This window comes from Euryarchaeota archaeon, from assembly GCA_016207515.1.
Classification (GTDB): Archaea; Thermoplasmatota; SW-10-69-26; order JACQPN01; family JACQPN01; genus JACQPN01.
This window is the reverse complement of sequence record JACQPN010000015.1, coordinates 43,832-67,135: the sequence shown is the minus strand read 5'-3', so window position 1 is coordinate 67,135 and position 23,304 is coordinate 43,832. Positions and strand designations below refer to the sequence as shown.

23 protein-coding genes are annotated in these 23,304 nt (G+C 63.4%); 15 read left to right on the top strand and 8 right to left on the bottom strand.

The window, feature by feature from the left end; genetic code table 11:
* Positions 1 to 32 precede the first annotated feature (32 nt).
* The 10 genes from HY556_06585 (at position 33) to HY556_06540 (ending at position 10,421) form a co-directional block, all read left to right on the top strand.
* Complete coding sequence (locus HY556_06585; protein MBI4393445.1) at positions 33 to 656, top strand: hypothetical protein; 624 nt, start codon at positions 33 to 35, stop codon at positions 654 to 656.
* Positions 657 to 843: 187 nt separating this feature from the next.
* A complete protein-coding gene (locus tag HY556_06580) occupies positions 844 to 2,661 on the top strand; it encodes a hypothetical protein (protein MBI4393444.1) in 1,818 nt (605 codons plus the stop codon).
* Positions 2,658 to 3,509, top strand: coding sequence for a hypothetical protein (locus tag HY556_06575; GenBank protein MBI4393443.1), 852 nt, complete (start codon positions 2,658 to 2,660; stop codon positions 3,507 to 3,509). Before HY556_06580 ends, HY556_06575 begins: the two co-directional genes overlap by 4 nt.
* A gap of 33 nt (positions 3,510 to 3,542) precedes the next feature.
* Complete coding sequence (gene purS, locus HY556_06570) at positions 3,543 to 3,794, top strand: phosphoribosylformylglycinamidine synthase subunit PurS (protein MBI4393442.1); 252 nt, start codon at positions 3,543 to 3,545, stop codon at positions 3,792 to 3,794.
* The gene (gene purL / locus HY556_06565; GenBank protein ID MBI4393441.1) at positions 3,794 to 6,115 is read left to right on the top strand and encodes a phosphoribosylformylglycinamidine synthase subunit PurL; all 2,322 of its coding nucleotides are present in this window, start codon (positions 3,794 to 3,796) and stop codon (positions 6,113 to 6,115) included. The genes purS and purL overlap by 1 nt, the downstream gene beginning before the upstream one ends.
* The gene (gene purQ / locus HY556_06560; GenBank protein MBI4393440.1) at positions 6,112 to 6,948 is read left to right on the top strand and encodes a phosphoribosylformylglycinamidine synthase subunit PurQ; all 837 of its coding nucleotides are present in this window, start codon (positions 6,112 to 6,114) and stop codon (positions 6,946 to 6,948) included. Before purL ends, purQ begins: the two co-directional genes overlap by 4 nt.
* Positions 6,949 to 6,975: 27 nt before the next feature.
* Complete coding sequence (locus HY556_06555; protein MBI4393439.1) at positions 6,976 to 8,310, top strand: exo-alpha-sialidase; 1,335 nt, start codon at positions 6,976 to 6,978, stop codon at positions 8,308 to 8,310.
* 50 nt (positions 8,311 to 8,360) lie between these two features.
* Complete coding sequence (endA, locus tag HY556_06550) at positions 8,361 to 9,398, top strand: tRNA-intron lyase (protein MBI4393438.1); 1,038 nt, start codon at positions 8,361 to 8,363, stop codon at positions 9,396 to 9,398.
* A 113-nt stretch (positions 9,399 to 9,511) separates the two neighbouring features.
* Complete coding sequence (locus HY556_06545; GenBank protein ID MBI4393437.1) at positions 9,512 to 9,952, top strand: hypothetical protein; 441 nt, start codon at positions 9,512 to 9,514, stop codon at positions 9,950 to 9,952.
* 175 nt (positions 9,953 to 10,127) lie between these two features.
* Positions 10,128 to 10,421: a hypothetical protein gene (locus HY556_06540; protein MBI4393436.1), complete on the top strand. Its 294-nt coding sequence runs from the start codon at positions 10,128 to 10,130 to the stop codon at positions 10,419 to 10,421.
* A gap of 118 nt (positions 10,422 to 10,539) precedes the next feature.
* Here HY556_06540 and HY556_06535 read toward each other — a convergent pair whose 3' ends face one another.
* From HY556_06535 to HY556_06520, 4 genes are all read right to left on the bottom strand, one after another.
* Entirely contained in the window at positions 10,540 to 13,140 is a 2,601-nt protein-coding gene (locus HY556_06535; GenBank protein MBI4393435.1) for a valine--tRNA ligase, read from the bottom strand.
* Between the two features lie 204 nt (positions 13,141 to 13,344).
* The gene (gene ftsY, locus HY556_06530) at positions 13,345 to 14,475 is read right to left on the bottom strand and encodes a signal recognition particle-docking protein FtsY (protein MBI4393434.1); all 1,131 of its coding nucleotides are present in this window, start codon (positions 14,473 to 14,475) and stop codon (positions 13,345 to 13,347) included.
* 15 nt (positions 14,476 to 14,490) lie between these two features.
* Positions 14,491 to 14,886, bottom strand: coding sequence for a prefoldin subunit alpha (gene pfdA / locus HY556_06525; protein MBI4393433.1), 396 nt, complete (start codon positions 14,884 to 14,886; stop codon positions 14,491 to 14,493).
* Positions 14,886 to 15,116, bottom strand: coding sequence for a 50S ribosomal protein L18a (locus HY556_06520; protein MBI4393432.1), 231 nt, complete (start codon positions 15,114 to 15,116; stop codon positions 14,886 to 14,888). Before HY556_06520 ends, pfdA begins: the two co-directional genes overlap by 1 nt.
* 157 nt (positions 15,117 to 15,273) lie before the next feature.
* Here HY556_06520 and HY556_06515 point away from each other — a divergent pair, with 157 nt between their 5' ends.
* Both HY556_06515 and HY556_06510 read left to right on the top strand, forming a co-directional pair.
* Complete coding sequence (locus tag HY556_06515; protein MBI4393431.1) at positions 15,274 to 16,161, top strand: hypothetical protein; 888 nt, start codon at positions 15,274 to 15,276, stop codon at positions 16,159 to 16,161.
* A 23-nt stretch (positions 16,162 to 16,184) separates the two neighbouring features.
* Complete coding sequence (locus tag HY556_06510) at positions 16,185 to 16,439, top strand: SemiSWEET transporter (GenBank protein ID MBI4393430.1); 255 nt, start codon at positions 16,185 to 16,187, stop codon at positions 16,437 to 16,439.
* Positions 16,440 to 16,464: 25 nt separating this feature from the next.
* Here the strand turns inward: HY556_06510 and HY556_06505 are convergent, their stop codons facing one another.
* The 3 genes from HY556_06505 to HY556_06495 form a co-directional block, all read right to left on the bottom strand.
* Complete coding sequence (locus HY556_06505; GenBank protein MBI4393429.1) at positions 16,465 to 17,700, bottom strand: aminotransferase class V-fold PLP-dependent enzyme; 1,236 nt, start codon at positions 17,698 to 17,700, stop codon at positions 16,465 to 16,467.
* On the bottom strand, positions 17,697 to 17,969 hold the full coding sequence (locus HY556_06500) for a hypothetical protein (GenBank protein ID MBI4393428.1): 273 nt from the start codon (positions 17,967 to 17,969) through the stop codon (positions 17,697 to 17,699). Before HY556_06500 ends, HY556_06505 begins: the two co-directional genes overlap by 4 nt.
* Positions 17,970 to 18,063: 94 nt before the next feature.
* Positions 18,064 to 18,702 (bottom strand): 7-cyano-7-deazaguanine synthase, encoded by a 639-nt coding sequence (locus HY556_06495; GenBank protein ID MBI4393427.1) that lies wholly within the window; start codon positions 18,700 to 18,702, stop codon positions 18,064 to 18,066.
* Between the two features lie 141 nt (positions 18,703 to 18,843).
* Between HY556_06495 and HY556_06490 the strand changes: the two genes are divergently transcribed.
* The 3 genes from HY556_06490 to HY556_06480 are packed head-to-tail and all read left to right on the top strand — an operon-like array spanning position 18,844 to position 22,550.
* Complete coding sequence (locus tag HY556_06490; protein ID MBI4393426.1) at positions 18,844 to 19,926, top strand: thiamine ABC transporter substrate-binding protein; 1,083 nt, start codon at positions 18,844 to 18,846, stop codon at positions 19,924 to 19,926.
* 27 nt (positions 19,927 to 19,953) lie between these two features.
* Complete coding sequence (locus HY556_06485) at positions 19,954 to 21,597, top strand: iron ABC transporter permease (GenBank protein ID MBI4393425.1); 1,644 nt, start codon at positions 19,954 to 19,956, stop codon at positions 21,595 to 21,597.
* The gene (locus tag HY556_06480) at positions 21,594 to 22,550 is read left to right on the top strand and encodes an ABC transporter ATP-binding protein (GenBank protein ID MBI4393424.1); all 957 of its coding nucleotides are present in this window, start codon (positions 21,594 to 21,596) and stop codon (positions 22,548 to 22,550) included. Before HY556_06485 ends, HY556_06480 begins: the two co-directional genes overlap by 4 nt.
* Here HY556_06480 and HY556_06475 read toward each other — a convergent pair.
* Entirely contained in the window at positions 22,531 to 23,214 is a 684-nt protein-coding gene (locus tag HY556_06475; protein MBI4393423.1) for a thiamine diphosphokinase, read from the bottom strand. The two genes, HY556_06480 and HY556_06475, sit on opposite strands and share 20 nt — an antisense overlap.
* Between the last annotated feature and the right edge of the window lie 90 nt (positions 23,215 to 23,304).

Here is a 23,304-nt window from a genome sequence, read left to right as displayed (position 1 = left end):
GAGCTCGAAGCCTCCATGGGAGGCGACGGAAGATGACGGGGCAAGGCGGGAAGGTGAGCGCCGACGCCCTCGTGTCCCGGATGAAGACGTGGGACAACGTCGACCGCCGCGATTGGGCGATCCGCGGTCTTGTAGCCGCGGTGGCCGTCTTTCTCCTCGGCGCCATCGGTGCTGCAGGCCTTGGGCGCGAAGGGGGCACGGCCGTGCTCATCGCCACGATCCTTGAGGTCGTCGTGCTGTTGTTCTTGGCGGCGCTGGTGTACTTCGGCGTCATGAGCGAGCGGACGGCGCCGAAGGCCGCGGCGGCGGGCGCCGCCGCGACCGGCGCAGGTGTGGCACCGCCCGTCGCATCATCGGTCATAACGCTTCGCTGCGGGACGTGCGATACGATGTTCGACGTGGAAGACACGGGATCGCGACCGTTGAAGCACGTCTGCCCCGGTTGCGGCACCGAGGGTGAGATAACGTCAGAGATGCTTGGCGAAGTGCCCACCTCGGCAGGTGTTGCGGCCGAGGGCGAGCCGCATGAGAAGACTGTGAAGCGCCTGAGGGTCCGATGCCGGACCTGTGCCACGGTCTTCACGCTGGAGGACAATGGCACGAGGCCGCTCAAACAGCCCTGCCCAGGCTGCAAGACCATGACGGTGCTCAAGTAATACTTTCGGCGACCATGCGCGGATAAGGCACATCCACAGGGTCCGCGATCCTCGTTCTGGCCGTGGGGGTGAGACCCTGTCATCGGCCCGCGGCACGCTAATCGTCATACTACTCATAGGCCAGCTTGTCCCTCCCGTCTCCGGCGACGAGTCGACAACGCGACAATCCTTCGATGTGGCGGTCGAGGTGCCCGACCACCCTACCTACGTGAACCTCACGTCCGACACCGTCAACGCGGCGAACAAGACCAAGTACGCCGGCCAAGAACTCACGACGCGTGTGACGGTCGAGGACGGGAACGGCCTTTCAGGGCTTCGACTGACGTTCACTTACCGGCGGCACGGGGCCGGTCTTCCCGGGGGCGTCGTCGACGTGGAGCGACGCGAGATCGACGACATCGGGCGCGCTCTTTTGCCAAACGCGACGAGCGCACAGTTCGAAGACGCGTTCATCCTTTCCCCACTCGCTGCGGGAAACTACAGCGTCACAGCGAGTGTGAACACGACAAGCGTCACGCGGACTTTCCGCATCCTTGACTCACGACCCTTTGCGAAGCCCATCACCGCCCTGGATGTCGTGGCGACGGAGAACGGGATCGAGGCGCATGGTCTCTTGGAGGTCGGGGACAAGAACTTCGGCACGGGCCCCCTCGACTCCGCCGGGGTCCCGGGGCTTCCGGACATCATTGCCCGCCTCTATCGTGGGTCCAACCAGGTCAATGCCTCGATGTGGACGACGGCGGCTATCGCCCGATCAGGCGAACACGCACCTTTCTCGAATTTGTCCCTTGCGACCGAGCCTACGACAAGCACCCGGTTCGTCACGGTCAAAGAGAACGGCACGGGGTTCGCGCTCATCCCCTTCGAACTACAGCTCTCTCCTGGACTCGCCTCCGGGACGTACCGGCTATCGATCTACGAGACCGACCCTACGGGGGCCGCGGGCAACCTCCTTACCTCCGTGGACCTAGTCGTCCCCGACGCCGGCGCGCGTCTTGACGCCAGCATCGACACCCGACTGTTCCCACCCGGTGGGACGCTGAACGTCACCATCTCGCTCCCCGAGGATGCGGCGTCCGTCGAATGGGCGATCTCGGACGTGCGGGACGCGGGGTTCGGCCTATCTGGAGCCGAAGAGGCAACGACGCTTCGCGCCGCGGGCGGGAGGCTGACGCTCGAGGCCCCGCCGTTCCTATCCGAGACTCGAACCCTGGAGTTACGACTCTCGTCCATTTCGTCGAACGGGACGCGCTCACTTACCTGGCAGACGGAGATTGCCGTCGCCGACTCGCCATTGTCCAGCGCCGTGGAATGGCATGTTGATTCGAAGCGGCGCGAAGGCAGCGAATTCCAACTGGCGAACCTCACGACCCACATGGTGGATGCGACGGTCGTCTTGAAAGACGACAACTGGGAGGCCCCGGACGAGGCGAGGGGAAGCAGGTTCGAGGTCGCGGTGGTGGACTGGGAGGGACGGGGGAGGGCGTGGCCGGTCACCATGGCGGCGAACAGTTCTGCGGGGTCGACGAGCGTCGCGCTAAACCTCACCGTCCCCGCAAACGAGGAGGGCGGTCGCTACGAGGTCCGTTTCACATTGGCGGGCTCGCTCACAGCCACCGGGCACATCCGTCTCGGCGCCTGGGTCTCGCTCGAAGCCAACCGGACGAGGATGCACGCGAGGACCGGCGATGATAGGCCGACGCGCCTCACCGTAGACGTCCCCCTGACGCTTGGAGGGGGACTCGCGGATAGGCGCCTGGAGATCACTTTGAGCGGCAACGATTCCTCGGCTGGATTCCAGATCGAGCGCGTCAACGGGACCGCGCAACTTGTCGACTCTTCCGGCGAGAGACTCACGGTCGGAGCCCTCGCAGGGGGGCGGGCAACGCTTGCCCTGCCGCAGTACATCGATGGTGAGATCGTGTTGAGTATCGACGTAGACACCGGCCGGCCCTTGAAGCCGGGAACGTCGAGGTTCACGCTCACCCTGGAGGTGACCGTTTGACGCTTCGAAGCGGAGTCCTTTCGACGCTCCTCGTCTTTGCGTCGCTCCTCATGCCGCTTGGCCATGGGCTCGGCGTCGTAGAACCGCCGGGGGTCCCCTCCTACGCGGGGACCCGTGCGGTCTTCGACGCCTTGGTGGAAGTGGACCCCTCGGACGGGGACGAACTGGAGGTATGCACGGACGCGCATTCAAGCCGGATGGTCGACGCGTCGCTCAAACCCCACGCGCGTTCAAGATGGAGCGACGAGAAGCGCCTTTCGAACGCGGCGGCGTGCACTCGTTTCCCGGTCACCCACGACGAAAAGGGCGCGACGTGGAACGGCATCGATGGCATCTACGACCTCCGCCTATCGTTTCGCGTCCTCTCGGATTGCGCGGAACAGCCGGAAACGGTGACCGTTCGTTCTGGCGATGAGGCGCTCGAGACCGGTCTCATGTTCTCCCTCAAGGCCCAGTGCCTCGGCGCCCCGGTGTGGGTCACCACCGCTCGCCCGCTCGGTGATGGCCGCATCGCGTTGACCTTCGGGGCGGCGCCCGTGGCGGGCGCGAGTTACACGGTGATGGCAGGGGAGAGGACGTGGCCCTTACGCCCTCCTGGCGGAACGATCACGATTCCGGCGCTAGGACCCCACGACGTCGTCGAGGCCCGCGTCAGCTTCAAGGACGGGTATTCATTCCGGACGCCTCTTTACGACCAGAGCAATCTATCCCCCGCAAACGATGAAAATGGCGCTCAAAAGGCCAAGAGCGCCCCCGCCCCCGTGCCAGGTCCATCGGGCTTGACAGTGCTTGTCGCGGTTGCGCTACTTGCGGTCGTCTCAAGGAGAAAACCACGACGATACGCTTAATACGGGCACGGCTTTATCGCGAATCGTGGGGTCATGTACAGAGCCGTAGTGCGCGTTGGACTGAAGAAAGGCGTGACTGATCCCGAGGGCAAGAACACCAAGAAAGCGCTGGAACTGCTCGGGTTTCCGGGACTCAAGGCGGTGAGGGCGGAGAAACTCTACGCGATCGAGTTGGACGCGCCCGACGAGGCGGCTGCGAAGCAGTCCGCGGACGAGATGTGCCGCAAACTGCTCACAAACCCCGTCATCCACAATTACACGATCACCATCGAGCGGGTGCCGTGATGCCCGCTCCGCGGGCCATAATCGCCGAGCCCGCCGTCTACGAGATAGCGATCCGGGACGCAACGGACGCGGAGTTGGCCGACATCTCCAAGAAGACTTTCATCGGCCTCTCAAAGGACGAGATGTTGCAAGTCCAAAGGCACTTCAAGGCCGCGGGGCGCGAACCGACAGACATCGAGCTCGAAGCGCTCGGGCAGGCGTGGTCGGAGCACTGCTGCTACAAGAGTTCGAGGTCTGTCCTGAAGCGCCACGTCTACGGGATACACGAGGAGAAGATAATAGCGCGTGAGGACGCCGGCGTCCTCCCGTTCGACAAGGATTGGGCCTACGCCGTCAAGATGGAAAGCCACAACCACCCGTCGGCGATCGAGCCGTACGGTGGTGCCTCGACCGGCGTCGGGGGGATCCTTCGCGACATAACCTGCATGGGGGCGCAACCCATAGCACTGGTCGACCCCCTGTTCTTCGGACCGCCGGACATCGCCTTCGAGAAGCTTCCGAAGGGCGTGAAACACCCGCGCTACCTCTTCGGCGGGGTCGTCGGCGGGATCCGTGACTACGGGAACCGTGTCGGTATACCGACCGTCGCGGGGTCCGTTTATTTCCACGAAGGCTACCTCACCAACTGCCTTGTGAACGCCGGCTGCATCGGCATCCTTCGACGCAAGAAGTTGGTCCACTCATGGGTCAAGGCCGTGGGGGACAACTACGTCCTCATCGGGGGGCGCACGGGCCGCGACGGGATACACGGCGTCACCTTCGCAAGCGCCGACCTCCACGAGGAATCCGAATCGGAATCGCGCGGCGCCGTACAGCTAGGAGACCCAATAACGAAGGAACCGGTCATCCACGTGTGCCTCGAGGCGACGGAACGCGGCCTCCTCCAAGGCATGAAGGACCTCGGCGGCGGAGGCCTTTCCTGTGTCGCCGGGGAGATGGCGCGCGATGCCGGCCTCGGCGCAGCCATCGAACTCGACAAGGTGCTCCTCAAGGAGGCGGACATGCGTCCTTGGGAAGTGTGGGTCTCCGAAAGCCAAGAGCGGATGATGCTTGTCGTCACCGACCGCGACCTCCCTGAGGTCTTGGCGATATGCGAGAAGTGGGACGTGGAGGCGTCGGTCGTCGGCAAGGTGATCCCGGAAAAACGGGTGCGCGTCACATGGCGCGGAGCGAAGATCTTCGACATGGACTCAGAGTTCCTTTACGAAGGGCCGGTGTATGAACGCCCGATACGGGCCCCGGCGCGCCCGGAGATCGAAAGCCCTCCAAAAGCGAGGCCCGACTACTCTTCCGTCTTGCTCAAGCTCCTCGCTGCCCCGAACATCGCATCGCGCGAGGCAGTGGTCCGGATGTACGACCACGAGGTCCGCGCCGCGACCACGATCAAGCCGCTCCAGGGGAAGATGGGAAGCTACACGCATGGGGATGCGACGGTGCTGAAGCCCCTTCGGAAGTCTTGGAGGGGACTCGCGCTCACGACCGACGTGAACCCGGCCGTGTGCAAGGTCGACCCCTATTGGGGCGCCGCCGGTGCCTGCGACGAGGTCGCGCGGAACCTTGCGAGCGTCGGAGCGCGCCTCGACAGCCTCATCGATTGCCTCAACTTCGGGAACCCCGAGCTGCCCGAGCGGATGTGGGAGATCAACGAATCCGCGAAGGGCCTTGGCGACTTCGCGAGAAGCTTCGGCGTGCCGCTTGCGTCCGGGAACGTCTCGCTTTACAACGAGGGCCCCCTGGGCCCTATCCCGCCGACGCCTTCGATGCTCGGCGCAGGGATCGTCCGCGACATCCGAAAGTGCGTGACGAGCGACTTGAAGAAGAGCGGTTCGCCGCTGTTTCTCGTGGGGGTCACCAAGAACGAGATGGGCGGGTCGGAGTACCACCGCCTCGCCGGGGGCGCGTCGAGCACCGCGCCCCGAGTCGACTTCGACCTGTCAAGGAGGGCGAGCGAGGCCGTGGTCACCGCCATCGAGAAGCGCCTCGTCAGGGCAGCGCACGATGTGAGCCTCGGCGGCATCGCCGTGACGCTTGCCGAGATGGGCTTCGGCGGCGACCTCGGAGCGAAGGTCGCACTCGACGGCGATCTTTCGCCCGACGTGGCGCTCTTTTCGGAATCCAACACGCGTTGGGTCCTTGAGGCCCGATCCCTAAAGGACCTTGAGACGCACTTCAAGAAAGCGAAGGTCCCCGTCTCCCGGATCGGGGCGACCGGGGGAAAGACCCTCCAGTTCAAGGTCGCCGGAAAGAAGCGGGCGAGTGTAAGCCTTGCCGACGCCCGCTCGAAGTGGGAGAAGGGTCTTGTGAAGGCGGTGGGCTGGTGAGGCGAAAGGACGTCAAGGTGGCGATCCTTCGAATGGAGGGGACGAACAGCGAGGACGAGACCTTCGCCGCGTTCGAGGACCTTGGCGCCTCCCCCGAGTTCGTGCATCTCAATCAACTCACCTCGAAGCGCCTTCGGGACGAGGATATGCGAAGACTCGCCGACTACCATGCATTGTTCGTCCCGGGCGGCTTTTCCGCCGGCGACTACATACGCGCGGGAGCCATCTTCGCGGCAAGGATGCGTAGCGCCCTGGGGGCCGACATCGAGCGGTTCGTGGCCGACGGCAAACCCATCGGTGGCGTCTGTAACGGATTCCAGGTACTCGTCGAATTGGGCCTCCTGCCGGCCATCGAGTCGCATTTCGCCCCCGTTCCCGAGGCGGTCCTCCACATCAACGATTCGGCGCACTACGAGTGCAGGCCTGTCCTTTTGAAGCATGAATCCCGCGGGACGTGCGCGTTCACGCGAGGCATCAAACGGGGAAAGGTCCTGAAGATCATCTCGGCGCATGGCGAGGGAAAGCTCCTCATGCCGCGCGAGAAAACCGCGAGATTGCTGCGGTCCCTGGCGGATCATGACCAGATCGTCTTTCGCTACGTCGATGAGGACGGCAGGTATGCCGGCTACCCGTGGAATCCCAACGGGGCGCCGATGAACATCGCCGGCCTCTCTAACCGCGAAGGCAACGTCTTCGGGATGATGCCGCACCCGGAGCGCTCGTTCTACAAGTGGATGGACCCCAATTGGACGAGGACCGGGAAGGCAGAGGGCCCGGGCGACGGGCAGGCCGTGTTCGAGTCGGTGCTCCGCTACGCGGAAAAGAACCTTTAACGCCGACCCTTCCCGACAAGAACATTAATGGCCTTGCCGCAAGCTTTCATGGTCGAGACGATGACAAGACCGGGACTCCTCGCACTTCTTGCCTTTGGAGTCCTTTCCGCCGGGTGCGTCTCCCTGCCGCAAGGACCAGGCGCACCGGACGGCGACTCGCCGGATGTGCCTCGCGTCGATGTCGGCGACGTATTGTCCTTCCTTCCGCCCGTCGACCTCCAAGGCATCGGTTACGAACCCGGGATCGCCGCCGATTCCAAGGGCAACCTTTTCTACACCGCCCACAAAGACCTCGAACGGCCCGATAGTTGGCCCTACCCGGGCTCCTGGTTCGCCGTGAGCCGCGACCAGGGAAAGACCTGGGTGGAACCCGATTCACCGGGGGCGGCCCACACGCTCTACGTGGGCGACGAGGGCGACATCGCGATAGACGGGCGGGATTGGATCTACTTCGAAGACACGTATCTTGCCGACGGGCACTTCCACGTATGGAGCGACGGCGGGCGTAAATGGGAATACAGCCTCCCGGCCCACCGTTCGAGCCAAGCGGACGACCGACCGTGGCTTTTCGCGCAAGGAAACGGAATCGTCCATTATCTCGGGAACAACGGTGCGAGTGTGCCGGGCGAACGCTACATCTACTATCGTTCAGCGGACGGCGGACTCACGTGGACGCCCGGGACGGGGCTTCCCTCCATCGGTTGGGCGCACGGCGAAGCGGAACGGAACGGCGATTACGCGTACATGGCGCAATACTCGACGGCGGGTGCTGGCGCCGCGACCGACGTCATCATGCTCGTGAGCGCCGACCAGGGCGCAACGTGGGGGAAACCCTCGACCGCCGCCCACTATGACAGCGTGCTGCGCTACCCCATAGTCGCGGTCGGAGGCGACAGAGCCGCGTACGTGATGGCCGAGGTCGGCGACGGCGACTCGGTGGAGAAAGGCACGCGCGTCTCGGTGTCGAAGTCAAGCGACCATGGGGCGACATGGACGACGACCGATGTCTCACCCTTCACCGGTTACCTCGACTACTTCACGGGAAGCGCCGGGCCTGACGGTTCATTGGGGCTCGCCTTCTATGGAACGAAGGACCTTCCCGTGAGCGACAAGAGCGAGTGGCGCCTCTACGCGGGCGTGGTAAGGCCTGGTGCCGACGTGTCCTCCGTAGATTTCACGCTAGCGACGCCCGGTGTCCTCTACGCGGGGAGAGACTTGCAGGCCCTTCATGACTTCTTCGAGGTCGCAATGACGCCGGACGGTGCGATGAACATCGCATATCAGAGGAACACGAAGGCGACGGACGCCCAGGCATCGCAGGCCGGCGACATGAGGCACCTGATGTTCGTGAGAAGCGCCTGAAGCCGCCTAACCAGGTTTATAGACCGAGAGCGGCTAGACGGCTACCGGCAATGCCTGGACGACTCGAAAAGGACCGCATCATCGTCTCGCCCGAACCGGAGGCCAATAGCCTATACAACAAGGGCGGGTTCGGAACGCCTCTCAAAGGGGGTTCACTCGAGTTGACGCTGCTCGAGGCGCAGTTCCTCACCGAATCGGGAAGGCTCGAGATCCTGGAGAACGACGGCGACATCGGCGAGTCGAGGCTTTTTTCCGTCGGTTCCCAGCTCGAACGCGACTACGAGGCCCGGTACATGGTCTACCGCGACCTTCGAAAACGCGGGTTCCTCGTGAAGGAGGCCGAGGACGGGACCTTCCATCTCTACCCACGCGGGGGATTTCCCGGGAAGACCGCCAGCGATTCGGTCGTCCTGCCTTTCTCCGAACGTGGGAACTTCGAGCCGGCGTACCTCGTCGAAGTCGCGACCAAATGCGCCGAATGGGCGAAGACCGTGGTGGTCGCCATCGTGGACGAGGAGGGTGACGTGACCTTCTACGACGTGGACACGATGGAACCGGAGGGGAAAGTGGGGGCGCCCTCCAAGGTCGGGGCCGGGACGATACGGCTCCTCGCGGACCGCGCAATGCTCTGGGACGAAGGACTCGCTGTCCTGCTCCATGGCGACCCGTTCTTCGGAAAGACCGTCGGCAAGGGGCTGCAGATCTCAATGTTGGAGGCCCTCTTCCTCCACGAGACGCTAGCACTCGAGATCGTCGATTCATCGGAAGACAAGGTCACAAGAGCGCGTTTTCTCGAGATCGCCCGCGCCATCCAACCGGATTTCGAACTGCGCTACGCCACTTACAAGGATCTCCGCGGCCGCGGCCTCATCGTCAAGACAGGTTACAAGTACGGGAGCCACTTCCGCGTTTACCGGTCCGACGCTAGAAAAGGCCACGCGCCGTACCTGATCCATGCGCTCCCCGCGGGATTCTCGAGACCCTGGCCGGAAGTCTCCGGCATCATCCGTGTCGCGCACTCCGTCAAGAAACAGATACTTTTCCACAGCGGCGGCAAGTACCTGCGCTTCCGCCGGACGCGCCTTTGACCTGGCGACATGGCGAGGCGAACGTGGAGACGCCGCCACCGCGCCGTTCATGAGACGGACATACGACAAGAAGAGATGCGGGACCGCAAGGCATATCTGGGGGTGCCCGACCAATGGATGGTACTATGCTGCGGCAGATACTGCTGCTCCTTGCAGGCCTGTTCGCGTTCGTAGGCCTTACCGTCCTTGCCACGACACCAGAGGCGGTGGCGGCGGAGAACCTATCGAGGAACGCGCTGCTCTTCCTAGGCTTCGTGGCATTGGCGGTCGGGGTCCCCGTCGCGTTGAACCTCTACGCCCACCATCGGCTTCCGAAGGGGACGGGCTTTCCCGCGGTCGTGAAGGACAACACGCGCCTCGAGATCGCCGTGCTCCTGATGTTCGGAAGCGTCGCGCTCATCGCGAGCCTCCCACTGCAGGGTGCGAGCCCTCCAGCGTTCTTCCTCGCGATCGCCATCGGCACGGTCGGAGTGGCCATAGCGTCGCTTGAGCACCTGTGGGGCTACTTCGTCGGCGCGGACGTGAAGCGACGGCCCAAACGAAAGACCCATTGACGGGGCGCGACACGCGCTCGCGGGGTGGCCATGACGGGACACGGCTTGGGACGGGGCACCGAGCGTCTTCGACGCCACGTACGCGAAACGACCCTTTACCACGGCAGGAAAGTGCACGACCGAAGCCATCGATGAAGCATCCACGATCCATCAAGGAGCGCCGTCGCCCGAAACGTTGGCGGACGTGATCGCCGCGAAGCGGGCGCTCGGGTTCGAAGCGTCCTTCACCGTGCTCGCTGGCGCGCGGATCCTTTGCCTTTCTTGCAAGGGGACCTCGAGGGCCGGGGATTGCACGCTACTCGACGCAGGAAGGCTCGAAGGTTCGTCGGATCCCGCGGACGAGATCCTCGTCGCTTGCTTTGCCTGCCCCCGCTGCGGCGTGAAGGGCACGGCTGTACTCGGTTGCGGTCCGCTGGCACCCGTCGAACATTCCAAAGCGCTCGGCGCGTTCAAGGATTCGAGGAAGTAGGTGCAAGCCCCCGGGATCAGGGTATCGCCGCTGAAGGCCACCGTCAATGGGAGGCGGGGAAGACATGCATTGCCGACGCACCTGCGGGAGACGGGCCTCGGTGGGCGGAGTCGAAGGATCATTGGAGTCTGTGCATGCCGACGAACGCGTCCTTGAACGCCGCGAGTTCGGCCGGGACCTGTACTCCAGATAGCGGCGCGTTCAGGGGGAGGCACTTGTCCTTCTTGATCTTCCAGACCTCGGAGTTGAACGCCTCGACCTTGGCCGTGAATTCGACGAGCGAATCCTTTACCCCGGCGATGGGGTCCGGGAGCCTTGAGTCGTGGACGTCAGAGTCGTAAAGGGCGTGGTGGACGTGGGTCGTGCTGAAGGGACAGACAGGTGCAAGGTTCAAGAGGACCCGGCGAAGCGCCTCGTGAAGAGTCCAGAGGGCGCTCGGGTCCTTGTCGTAGGCGCGCCCCTTGACCATTTCCAGGTAATGCGGGGCGAAGACGTTCCAAACGAAATTCCTGAGTGCGTTCGCCGGCGTGAAGAAGTCGAACCCCTCGTAGCCGTCCCGGCACTCCCGCGTCAACTTGTTCACCTCGGCGAGGATCCACTCGTCGACCGGATGGAGTTCGGCCGGTCTTTCCGGTGGAGCGTCGAAGGAACTGATGAACCGCGCCACGTTGAAGAGTTTCGTGAGGAACTTCCCGGCACCGCTGATGCGGTCCTTCGAGATGCGGAAGTCGTCCCCGATGGTGCATTCACTCGCCGCCCAGAAGCGGAAGGCATCGGCTCCCTGGGCGTTGAGGACCTCGTCCGGATCTATGACGTTGCCGAGGCTCTTTGACATCTTCCGGCCTTTCTCGTCCATGCCAAGGCCTGTTATCCAAACGTGCTCGAAGCCTGGCTTCCCCAGTATCAAGTGGCTTTTGAGCAGCGTGTAATGGAGCCATGTGCGGACGATGTCACGGCCCTGTGGACGCAACGAGCAAGGGAACTGGCGGTTGAACCACGCGGGATCGTCGTGATAATGGAGGACGTAGAGGTTCGAGGCACTCGAATCCATCCACGTGTCGAACACCTTCTCCTCCCCGGCGAATTCCGCATGGCCGCATTTTCGGCACTTCGAGATTTCCGACGGGGCCGCTTGCTTCCACGGCTGGTAATATGGGCCTGGGTTGGGCACGTGTGCTTCGCCGCATGACTTGCAGTACCAGACGGGGATCTCGGTGTGGAAGTAGCGCCTGCGCGACACTGGCCAATCGATCGTGATGGAGTTCACCCAATCGAGGAGGATGCCGCGGTGCTTGTCCGGGTGGAAGTCGATCTTTTCAGCGATCCCCCGGAGGGCGTCGAGTGCGTCTACCTGTTTCACGTACCACTCCTTGAGCGAGATTATCTCGATAGGAGTGCGCGACCTCTCACAGATGGGGACCTTCTGCTGTTTCTTCTCCTCTTTGACGATGCGTCCTTCGGCCTTCAACTTCTCCACGATGGCCGCTCGCGCCTGTTTCACCGAAAGGCCATGCAAGTGGCCCGCGTCGGCCGTCATCCGTCCATCCATCCCGATGGCGTTGATAGCGGGAAGCGATAGCTCCCGGAACATGGCGACATCCGTGAAGTCGCCGTAGGAGCAGATCATCATGGCGCCCGTGCCGAACTCCTTGTCGACCGTCGTGTGCGCCCTGATCTCGACCGTCCGTTCGTAGGTGGGCACCTTCACTTTTTGGCCATGGCCCGCGAGGCCCTGGTAACGTTCGTCTTCCGGATGGACCAGTGTGACCTGGCAGGCCGCGATCAATTCGGGCCGTGTCGTCGCGATGACGAAGTGGTCCACGGTGCCGCCGGCCGCTCCGGCCTTGACCGGCCGCTCCAGGTCCCACCTCACGTGGTAGAGGATCGTCTCCCGCTCGTCATAATAGACCTCGGCGTCCGCTATCGTCGTCTTGCAATCCGGGCAATAGCTGTTCGGCCGCAGGTCTTCTACCACGAGCCCCTTGTTCCAGAGTTCGATGAACGTCTTTTGGGTCATCGCCCGGTAGGCGGGACTGTCGGTCTGGTACCCATTCTCGAAGTCGCAACTCATGCCGATGCGTCGCGCCGTCTGGATGAGCCCCGCGCTGAAAGGCTCGATCTCCTTCCGGCAAAGGTCGAGGAACTCCTGCCGGTCGAAAGTATGCATCTTCCTGTCGTACTTCTTCTCGACGACAAGTTCGATGTTGATGCCGTTACGATCGAGGCCCCAGGGAAAGAGCACCTTCTCGCCGAGCATGCGCCGCGATCTTGCAATCACATCGATGAGGGCGTAGTGGGCCACGGCCCCGATGTGCCATTTGCCGGAAGGGTAGGGCGGCGGCGTGTCGATGGCAAAAACCTTCTCATGGTCGACGGCCGTTTTCCAAGTGGGCTCGAAAGTCTTCCCACGAAGGCGCTCGAAAATCTCCTTTTCCAAGGCCACGGACCAGCCCTTCTCCTTGAGCTTTGGCTCAAGCTGTGGTCGTGTGGTTGGAGAGGCGGGGGTTTCCCCGGGCGTCCCGGACACGTCCGCGGCTATGGAGTGATGGTTAAAAAGGGTGTCGCAGCACGGCTCGCTCCGTGCACACGCGGCGCGACCTACGGTCGCGCGGGGCGACCGTACAGCGTCGCCAACCCGGCCCGGGCAAGACGACTCACTGCTGTACGCGTTGGGCGGGGTCCTACGGACCAAGACCTTCAAACGAGAGACGCCATGCATACGCGGCGCGACCTTCGGTCACGCGGGGACGGCTGTACGGCATCGATGACCGGGCCCAGGTGACGACTCGCTACGTGCAAACTGGCGCGGGGTTTTTCGGACGCCGATCCTCCGACCCGGTCACAAGAACGACGCAACGAAGCCGACGGAGGCATGCTAGCGCCACGAACGACCCCGCCCGGCGCTAGGAACGCGGCGGCTGCCTCAATTCTCGAAGATCCGCCCCACCAACCACTGCGGGTCGAAGGGGATGAGGTCCTTGTAATCCTGTCCCACGCCGAGGAACGCGACCGGTTTTCCCACCGCGTGCGCGATGCTTATCGCGGCGCCTCCTTTGCTGTCGGTGTCCACCTTGGTAAGCATCACGCAGCCTATGCCGACGGCGGCGTCGAACTTCCTCGCCTGCTCCACCGCGTCGTTACCCGCCAGTGCGTCGCCGACGAAGACGACGAGGTCGGGTTTCGAGACTCTCTTGATCTTCTTCATCTCGTCCATGAGGTTGGTGTTCGTCTGCATGCGCCCGGCGGTGTCGATGAGGACGACGTCCTTGGAACGCGATTTCGCGTGCTCGATCGCGTCATATGCGACGGCCGCGGGGTCGCCACCGGCTTCGTGGCGCACGATCTTTATCGCGAGGTTGTCCGCATGTTTCTCCAATTGCTCTATCGCGCCGGCCCTGAAAGTGTCGCTTGCCGCGACGACGGACGAGTACCCGTTCTCGCGCAACCGATGTGCGAGGCGGGCGACGACCGTGGTCTTCCCCGTTCCGTTTACGCCCACGAACATGATGACCGCCGGCTTCTTCGCTTCGAGGATGAACCGGTCGAAGTCGAACACCTTGTCGGAAAGGACGCCGAGGATGGCGCTTTGCAACGCCGCCTCGACCTTCTTTTGGGCGTCAAGCGGGCTTGACACCCTGAGCCCCGAAAGCGACTTCTTGAGGTTCTCACGAATCGTGCCCGCGACCTCCATCGCGACGTCCGACTCCATGAGTGTTAGTTCAAGGTCGTAAAGCAGCTCATCCAAACGGTCGCGTGGAATGAGTTTCCCGCCTTCGGAGCGCGGCGGCTCGACCGGTGACGGCGCGTTCGTCTTTGGCGTCGCCGAAGGCGTCCTTGCAGCAGAACCGGCTCCCGGAGGTGACGGCACCGACCTTGGAGAAGGCGCCGCAAAGTTCTCGGGCAATCTAGTCGAAGCGTGCCTGGTCTCGCCCGCCGGCGCCTTCTCGGAAGGTTGCGGCGACCCGGAGGTCTTCTTCTCGACGACTTCAAAAGACGGGGTCTTTGCGACATCCTCTTCGAACGTCTTGAGTTTCTTCTTGAGAAAATCGAACATGCCCACGGGAATCAACTACCCTTGGAGCGCCGCGCCGAGTTGATCGAGCTGTTGGGCGACGCGTTCCATCTCCATGCGTAGCCTGTCGCTCGCCCGTTCGGCGGCCTGGAGTCGTTCGTCTACGCGAGCGAGGCTTCCTTCGAGGCCTTCTTCCACGGAGACGCCAGACCCAAGGGCGCTGATGACCTTGTCCTTGTTCGTGACACTCGCTCGTACGAAGTTGCCGCCGCCGACAGGGACCAAGAGGTCCTCCATATCAGCATCGCTTTTGACGGCCTCAAGGGTGCGTTTCGCGCGCGCGAGGTCGGCGACGACCTGTTGAAGGTAATCGTGCTGTCCTTCGAGGGCTTGGAACTGGGACTTGAGCTCCTCGAGGACGGCGAACGCCTCCATCCGCTGGTTGTCTTCCATCAGGGGGCCCTCTTAGGGGGCGAGATCTTGCCGCCGGAGGCCATGCGCTCCTTCGCAGCGGCGATGGGGTCGGTCGCATCCTCCACCTTGATCTGCTTCACATCGGTGATGGTCACGACGCGACGGTTGATCCCGTGCTTGCTCCCCAGCACTGAATAGACCCACTCGCGCGCGGCCTTCTCGTCGGCTGCAACGGCTTCGATCTTGAAGTTCGACGTCTTGTGTCCCATCGGAAAACTCCCGCTCACCCGAAAGATAGGCGTAGGCACCATTCGGTTCACCGGTGTCGGAAGAAGAGGGGCTACTTAAAGCCCTTTGGTCGCGCCTGAAACTCCGGGCACCGTCCGCCGACGACAGGCTTTTGGCGAGACGCCCGATGGAAGTCGGATGAACCGGCCTTCGGTCAAGATCCTCGTTGCCGCCCTATTCTCACTCGCAGCGGTGTCGACCGCTTCGGCTTTCTCCGGTCGAACTGCCGACGTCGACACTTCCCTCGAGTTTTCCTCGTGGACCTCGCAGAGCATGACCGGAAGACCGGGGGACACGGGCACGGTCCTTTTCACTTACAATTTCAACGGCAACGGTTCTCGCCTTGTGGAGATCACGCCACAGTTCTCGGGACACGTTGAATGGACGGAACCGGACCAGGCGGCCGGACCGTTCGACGCCGAGAACGGCACAGGCTCCGTTGAGATCGCTTTCGTGGTCCGAAAGGGGGCGTCGCCGGGTCCAACGTCGGTCTCGATGCGCGTCAACGTGTTCAACGCGACGAGAAACGCGACCACGAACCAGACGGATCTCGTAGAACTCGGGTCGTCGGCCTTGGGCGCGACTTTCGAGATCGAGGGCGCGCCTATCGCGGGACCGCCCGATTCCTTCGCTCCCTTTGGCGTCTCACCGCTCGTCATCGGCGGCGGCCTTCTGGTGCTCGTTGGAGCCGCATACATCCTCACAAGGCCGCGTAGACGCGCCTACACGCCCCGCTCGAAAGCACTTCGCGAGACGGACGAGCAGCCGAAACGCCCGCGGGAAGCGCCGGCCGGGGACACGCAGCAGACGTCCCCCGAGGCCAAGGCCCGCAAGGAAGTATTGATCCTGGAGGCGAAGCGGGACGACCTTAGAGGCCAGATCGAGATCGCGCGGGGACGGATGGAACGCGGCGAAATAAACGAGTTCGTCTTCAACAACCTCAAGAAGAAGAAAGAGGAAGCGCTCGCGGAAGTCGAGCTGAAGATATTGGAGTCCAAGGCCGAAAGTCGCGAAGGGAACGCCTGAATCGCGTTGGGAGCCGAAGAGAGATGGACGACGTCACAATACTCGGAATTGTTGCAGGGACCTTGACGACGAGCGCACTCCTTCCCCAGATCCTCCAGACCTGGCGCACAAGATCGGCGCGAGACGTGTCGCTTCCCATGTTCGTGGTCTTTTGCGCTGGAATCTCACTTTGGCTCGTCTACGGGTTGATCCTTGGGGCGCTGCCGTTGATACTGGCGAACGGCGTGAGCCTCGTGCTAGGGCTTTCCATGGTCGCTCTGAAGTTACGCTTCGGTTGACCCCCGGCGCACCCGGAGTGTCACATCAACCAGGACCGCGCTTCGATGACGCCCCTGATCGCTTCCTTGCTATGAGCTCCGCACCGTCCGTCAGCCTTTCCACGTCGCCGCTGTCGTTGTAAAGGTAAACGGACGACCGGACCGATCCGGGTATCTTGTTCGCGTTGAACCACGAGTGCACACAGTGATCACCCGAGCGCACCATGACACCGGAGAGGTCTTCGAGAAGGATCGCGACCTCGTGCGGGTCGAGGCCTGCGACGTTGAAGGAAGTTATCCCGCCGCGTTCCCGTGGATCCACGGGGCCGAGCACCGAGACGCCCGGGATCTCCCGGAGAGCCCCGTCCATTTGTGCGTTGAGTTCGCGCTCGTGGAAGGCGATGTTCGAGGGGCCGACGCGCCCGACGTAATCAACCGCCTCCTTGGCGGCGATGAGCCCCGCATAATCCTGGAGCCCCGCCTCGAAGCGTGCCGGAGCGTCCTTCATCTCGTGCGTCGCGTAGGTCGTGTCGTGGACGGTCTCGCCGCCCACGTTGAATTCATCGAGTCGCGCCAAAACGTCTGCCTTCCCATAGAGGACGCCGACTCCCGTGGGGCCGAGCATCTTGTGCAGGCTGAAGGCCGCCAAATCTACGTCGAGCGAGCGGACATCGAAGGGCCCATGTGGGACCGATTGGGCGGCGTCGAGCATGACGAGCGCGCCCGTCTCGTGGGCGGCGGCGACGACCTCTGCGGCCGGGATCGTCGTCCCATCGAGGTTACTGGTATGCGCCATCGAGACCATCGCGGGTCTTTCGCGGCCGAGGGTCGCTTCGAACCGTTTGAGGTCGAACCCGCCGTCGGGAGTGCTCGAGACGACGACGTGGCGCGTCTCACGAAGACGTGAAGCGAGTTGCCACGGTACAAGATTACTATTGTGCTCCTTGTCCGACGTGACGATCGTCTGGCCCTTCTCGAACGGGAAGGCGCGTGAGACGAGGTTGATGGCCTCCGTCGTGTTTCGCGTGAAGACGATCTCGTCCTTGGAGGCCGCGTTGATGAGTCGCGCCACGGCGCCACGCGTCTCCTCCACTTTTCTTTCCACGGTCGCCGCTCCTTCATAGACGGCGCGGCCGGCGCAGAACGGGTAATCCTCGTAGTAGCGGGTGAGGGCGGCGATGACCTGGCGTGGTTTGAGCGTCATGCACGCGTTATCAAGATACGCTGGCGGCGGGCTCCGCATGAGAATCGGGAATTCCTTGCGGATCGTCGCGACGTTCATCGCGACACCTTCATGACGTCGAGTACCGCGTTCATCGACTCCTCTGCGAGGGCCCTGTTCGGCGTCTTGAAGAGCAGTTTTCCGGATTCGAACAACGAGACTTCGCACCCGGCGTCGACGACGAGGATGACGCCCGCGTTCGCGATGGTAGGGATGCCGGCGGCCGCGAGGGCGGCTTCTGCCTTTCCAAGGTCCCACGCGAGCTTGTTTTCCGGGATGGCCTCGAAGCCAGCACGGGTCTTGCACGGCTCAAGGATGTAGAAACCCAATGTACCTCACCTCGGCGCCGCAAACGCCGACCGCGTCGGAAGGCCGCCCTTGCGCGTAGAGGACCGGATGTGTACCACTTGGCGCGGCACCGGCTCACCTCTCCGTCATCCCTGCCATGACCTTCGACATGAGGGCCGGGACGCCGACTTTTGCTTCCTTTTCGATCACGACGTTCAGGTCTGCGTGCGTCTCGGGATGGTCGGGCACGATGGTGCAGCATATCCCGGGCATGGTGGAGATGTCGTACGTGCCGATGCGCCGGGCGAGATCCATTATCTCGGTCTTGTCGAGTCCAAGGAGTGGTCGAAGGATGGGCAGTTCCGCTGCATCGGTCTCGGCGTGGATGTTGAGCAAAGTCTGGGAAGCGACCTGTCCAAGGCTTTCGCCCGTGACGAGGGCCTGAGCGCCTTCCATCTTGCCCGCCTCCGAGGCTGCGCGCCACATCATGCGCCGACACAGTACGCATTGGAGGCCGCGAGCGCCCTCGGCGGAGAGCGAGCGGGCGATCGCGACTTGGGTGATGAAACCGTGGGGCAAGACGAGTCTTCGCATCTTCTTGCCCGTGATCTCCTCCAGCCTATCCATGAGCTTGAACGCTTTTTCCGTCTCACGGTCGTCGGTGAAGGGCCGGTTGTCGAAGTGGAGCCCCACCACGTCGGCGCCGGCCTTCATCATGAGGTAGGCTGCGACGGGTGAGTCTATCCCACCCGACATGAGGCAGATGACCCGCATCGTTCCACAAGAAACGACGCTCACTTATCAAGGTTCGTGCCCGCTCTTTCATCCGCGTCTTGTCCCAGGCGATGCGCCATTGAGGCGCCGACACTTACAAGGCCCTTATATAAGACGGTTATATTACCTGGTTTTGAGAACATGGTCCCACGGGCTTTTGGAAGACACCGGGTGTTCGCGCTCGCATTGACCGCGTTGATCGCGCTTGCCGGATGCATCCAAACACAACCGTCCGGCCGACAGGACCCGGTCGAGCTCGTCGTCATAGCCCACGACTCGTTCGAGATGAACGGGTCGCTTGTCGAGGCCTTCAACGCCACATACAACGCGCGCGTGGTCATCCTGAAGGCGGGCGACGCCGGCGAGGCCTTGAACAAGGCCATCATCGCTCATCGTGGAGGGGCACCCCTTGGCGATCTCTTCTATGGTGTCGACAACACCCTCATCGGCAGGGCGCTCCAAGAAGGCGTCTTCGAACCCTACCAGCCGGCCGATTCGGCGAAGATCCCGGCCCGCCTCACTCTGGATCCGACGTTCCACGCGACCTCCGTCGACTATGGCTACGTGAACCTGAACTACGATGTGGCGGCGATAGAAGCGTCCGGGACGCCGCTCCCCGCGGACCTGAAGGACCTTACGCTACCAGCATGGAAAGGCAAGCTTGCCGTCATCGACCCTTCCGTGAGTTCCCCGGGCCTTGCCTTCCTCATGTCGACCGTGGCGCGCTTTGGCGAGACCGGTGATTACACGTACGTCGACTTCTGGCGGGGCCTCAAGGAGAACGACGTGACGGTCGCGAGCGGCTGGGAGGACGTGTACTACACGAGGTTCTCCCATTACGGCGGGGAAAGTCAGGTCGTCGTGAGTTACGCGACGAGCCCGGCGGCCGAGGCGTTCTTCGGAGGTACCCCCGGCTCGCGGCCGCCGACGGGAAGCATCGACGCCCCCGACTCGGCCTTCCTTCAGATCGAGGGCATCGGCATCCTCAAGGGAACGACGAAGGCCGGGCTCGCGAGGAACTTCGTGGACTTCATGCTGAGTCCCGCAGTACAGGAGGACATGCCGCAGAAGAATTTCGTGTACCCGGCCGTCAATGGGACGGAGTTGCCCGCTTACTTCCAATGGGCGAGCGAACCCGAAGACCCGGCGACGCTGACTTCCCAAGAGATAGATGAGGGCCGCGACCGATGGCTCGAAGCGTGGCGCGACGTCATGCTCGCCTGAGACCGACTCGGGGGATGGACGAGGCATATGAGGATAAGGCACGCCGCCCTGCTCGCATTTCCGCCCCTCGTCTTCCTCGCGACGTTCTTCCTTTACCCGCTCTCTGCGATCGTCGCCCAAAGCCTCCACTCGCCCGCGCAGGCGCTCGACGCGATCTCGACGGCCGCTTCGGACCCGTTCAACCGCCGGGCGATCCTGTTCACCTTCGAACAGGCGGTGCTCTCGGTGCTTTTGTCGATCGCCGTCGGCCTTCCGAGCGCGTGGCTTCTTTACCGTCAGAACGTCGCGGGACGTACGTGGATCCGGGCGTTGATCACGCTCCCGTTCGTCCTCCCTCCGCTCGTCGTCGCGATGGCGCTCTTGAGCGTGCTTTCCCAAAACAGCGGCCCGAACGCGTTCCTCACGGCGACGCTCGGGCTTTCCTCGCCGCTGCTCACGATCCCCAACGGCCTTGCCCTCATCGTCCTCTCGCACGCCTACTACAACGCGGCGGTCGTCACGCGCGTCGTGGGCGCCGCGTGGGAATCGCTCGGGGACACGTACATGGATCAAGCGAGGACGCTCGGGGCCACGCGCGCCTCGGCGTTTCTACGGGTGACGCTCCCACTTCTCATGCCGTCGATCGCGTCCTCAAGCCTCCTCGTCTTCTTCTTCTCCTTCACCGCATTCGGAACAGTGCTTCTCTTGGGCGCCCCCGGGGACTACACGATAGAGGTCGCGGTCTATCTCCTGACGGCACAGTACTTCAGGCTCGACTCTGCCGCAGGATTGGCCCTTCTCCAGGTCTTTTTCACGGGGCTCGTGCTCTTCGCGTACGCAAGGTTCGGCGGGTCGCGCCGCATGTTCGTGGAGACCGGGCGTGGGTCGACGAGGAAGGCCGCCGGGTGGGCCACCCGAGTCGCCGCCTACGCGCTTGCGTTTCTTTTCGCCCTCCCGCTTCTTGGCCTTGTCGTCGGCGCCCTCTCCACGCCGACCGGCATCGGGTTTACGAACTTCGAGGCCCTTGGCTCGGACGAACGCGGTTCCCTCTTCTACGTGACGCCATCCGTTGCCGTCTGGAACTCCGTGACCTTCGCCATCGCGACCGCTCTCGTCGCTTTGCCGCTCGGCGTATTGGCGGCCTTGTCCGCAAAGAACGGGGGACGCGTTTCCAAGGCCCTCCTCGGCCTCTACGCCCTGCCCCTCATCACGCCCGCGATCACGCTCGCCTTCGGATACATACTGGTCTTTGGCCGACCGCCACTCGCGCTACGTACAACGATGGCATCGATCGTGATAGCCCACTCGCTCATCGCCTTCCCGTTCGTGTTCGCCGGGATGCGTACGGCCGTGGCGAGCATCACGCCCTCGCTCAACGAGGCCGCGCGGACCCTCGGGGCCTCACGCGTAGAAGCGTTCCGACGCGTGGAACTCCCGTTATTGGTGCCTTCCCTGGTGGCCGTCGCGGTCTTCGCAGCGGCCATTTCGCTCGGCGAGTTCGCGGCAGCGCTTTTGCTCGTGCGTCCCGAGTGGACGACGGTGCCTGTTGCGATCTTCAGGTACGTGGCGCTGCCGGGATCAGCGAACCTCGGGCAGGCGCGGGCGCTCGCAACGATTCTCCTTCTCGTCTCCATGGCGGCGTTCATCGCCCTCGAGGCTGCCCTCTACCGACGGGGAGGGCGGCGCGCATGAAGGCCGTCACCCTGTCTGGCGTCAGGAAATCGCACGACGGCGTCGAGACGCTTCGAGGATTGGACCTCGAAGTCGACCAAGGCCGATTCACCTGCCTTCTGGGCCCGTCGGGCTGCGGAAAGACCACCACACTTCGACTCATCGCCGGCCTCGAGAAAGCGGATGGCGGCCGGATAGCCATCGGCGGCAAGGACATGGAGAACGTCCCTCCAGAGAAGCGCCGCATCGGCTTCGTGTTCCAGGACTACGCGCTCTTCCCGCACCTCGACGTCATCGGGAACGTCGCCTTCGGACCTACGCTTCGCAATCTAGGGAAGTGCGAACGCCTCGCGACCGCCGAGCGCTTCCTCGAGATGGTCGGCCTCTCACCGCTTGCCGCTCGACGCGTCCATGAACTTTCCGGCGGGGAAAGACAACGCGTCGCCCTCGCCCGGGCGCTCGCCGCCGACCCTGAGATCCTGCTCCTTGACGAACCCCTGTCGGCGCTCGATAGAGGCTTACGAGATGTCTTGCGCCGGCAACTGCGTGACCTCCACGAGAGGCTCGGGCTCACGACCATCTACGTGACGCACGACCGTGACGAAGCGCTCCTACTCGGCGACCGCGTGGCCGTGATGGATCGAGGGCGCATAGTCGAGGAGGCAACACCGGCCGACCTTGCGAGCCGTCCCCGCAGCGTCTTCGCAGCACAGTTCATCGGACTCCACAACGTCCTCGAGACGAAGGACGGGTGGATCGCCTTCCCGCCCGAGGCGGCCTCCTCGTCCGGGGAGGGGACCGCGTTCTCCGGGGTGGTGCGCGCGATCCCGTGGACGGCCTCCACCAAGTTCCTCGAAGTGGACGCGGGCGGTTCCATGGTGCGCCTCCACGCCGCATCCTTTCCTGGAAAAGGGCGTGGGGACATCGTGGAATTCCGCGTCCCCGCGTCGCGCGTCATCGAGCTTTCGCCCTAAGCGGCACGACCAGAAGCGCGCTCCCACGTTCGAGAGACGCTGTTGCTCGGCGCGACCTCACGATGTTGCTCATCGTCAGGGTCTCGCCACGCCTCACGCTTGCGCGACGAAGGTCCCATTCGAATCCGGAAAGAGTGAGCCCCATGAGACGGCTCGAGAGCGGGACTACGGACACCAACGTCCCCCGTGGTTCGCCTATGCGGACGGTCCTTCTTGGCGAGAGGAGGTGGAATCTTGCGCGCGCCTCGATCCCGCGTACGGCTAAGCCCCGTCTCGAAGCCCGTTCAAGGAGCGCCACGTTGGCGAGCGAATGGTCGGGGCGGTCCCCCCATGCCGCGGCGACGACGAGCTCACGCGGGCCACGCCTAAGGGCTTCGGCGATGGCGAGGTCACCATCCGTCGCCCCTTTTCGTCGGGGGAACCGCACGCATGGAACACCCTTTGAGCGAAGACGCGCGATCGTTTCCCGGCGGATGCTGTCGAGGTCGCCAACGACGAGGTCTGGCGTAAGCCCAACGCGCTCAAGGTGTTCGGCCCCGGAATCGGCCGCGATCACGAACGCCGATGCGGCGGCGCGGCGAAGGTCCGCCCGTCTTGGCGACTCACCGCCAAGCACGACCAGTATCCGGGCAAAAGACGTGCGGCTCGACTCGTCCACCTCCACTTGCGCCCACCATCAGGTTTATACCATATAAGCGATTATCAGCGCCGCTTATTGTTCCGTCTCGATTCCGAGGATACCGAGCGGCGGATC